The organism is Streptomyces sp. NPDC059853 (assembly GCF_042731495.1).
In the GTDB taxonomy this organism is placed as follows: domain Bacteria; phylum Actinomycetota; class Actinomycetes; order Streptomycetales; family Streptomycetaceae; genus Streptomyces.
The window spans coordinates 1-1,108 of the sequence record NZ_JBHWJL010000018.1; the positions used below are offsets into that span (position 1 = coordinate 1).

At 74.0% G+C, this 1,108-nt stretch carries 1 protein-coding gene and 1 pseudogene; one reads left to right on the forward strand and one right to left on the reverse strand.

The genetic code is table 11. From position 1 onward, the window contains the following. Positions 1-597, forward strand: a pseudogene (locus tag ACFV5N_RS03595) (hypothetical protein); the annotation flags it as partial. Here the strand turns inward: ACFV5N_RS03595 and ACFV5N_RS03600 are convergent. Continuing rightward, positions 580-1,108, reverse strand: a 529-nt coding sequence (locus ACFV5N_RS03600; protein WP_385593521.1) for a bifunctional DNA primase/polymerase, incomplete at its 5' end; no start/stop codon positions are given. The pseudogene ACFV5N_RS03595 and the gene ACFV5N_RS03600 overlap by 18 nt on opposite strands.

The window sequence follows — 1,108 nt, forward strand, 5'->3', positions numbered from 1 at the left end:
CTGCTGGTGATCACCCGGGGCGGGATCGACGAGGACTGGATGGCGAGCTACCTCTCGGTCCTCGACCCGTCGCTGATGCCGGAGTTCGCGGTGGACGAGGACGGGTACGCCGAGGACATCCCGATCCCGGCGGGGGACGCGGACGACGCGGACGACGCCGGTCTGGTGGTGCCGCCGGGGCAGGTGGGCGAGGCCTACAACGACTTCCTCGGCTCGAAGGCCGGGCCGTTCGCCGACGGCACGTACACCACGGAGGCGGTGGAGCGCCGCGAGGAGTCGAACAGCAACCCGGCGTACGCCATGCAGTACCAGGACTCGGTGCCCACCGAGCCGGACTTCGCGCCGGTGGCGCTGCGGGACACGGACGGCGGCGCGCTGGTGTTCTTCAGCACCCGGCACCACGAGAAGCAGACGATGGCCGAGGGCGAGACCCCGGTGGTCGATCCGCTGGTGGAGGTGCTGATGGAGGGCACCGCCGAGACGTCGGTGACGCTGGTGCGGGTCGCCATGCACGCGGCGCTGGTCCCGGCGGCCGGTGGCGGCGACATCGCGGTGCCGTCCCGGGTGACCGGGGTGACCTCAGCCGTGGGTGAGTGACGCGTCCTGCTCGGCCCTGGCCACCTCGGCGCAGGCGTCCGTGAGCGCTTCGAGGAGCGTGAGGGGTTCGGGCAGCGGCAGGCCGGGGGCGCGCAGCCACCGGACCGAGCTGCCCGGGCCGCCGGTCACCCGGGACGGCGGCACCAGGACGTAGCTGCCGCGGCAGTGCCAGCGCAGCCCGGGGTGCTCGTCCATGGTCTCGGGGTGGCAGTCCAGGACGCAGGGCCACCATTCGTCCTCGTCGTCCGGGGTGCCGCGGGTGGCGGTGAAGAACAGCATCCGGTCGGGGTCGGCGACGGCGACCGGGCCGGTGCCGGTGCCCTCGGCGGCGAGCCGTTCCAGGGCGGCGTGGCCGGCCCGGGCGGGGACGTCGAGCACGTCGTGGGCGACGCCGGTGGCCGTAACGAAATTCGCCTCCTGGTCGGCGCGGAGCCAGGCCAGGAGGCGATCGGGGTCGGTGGTCGCCTGGGTCTGCCAGGCGAGGGATACCGGGTGCCGTCCGGGGTTGGGG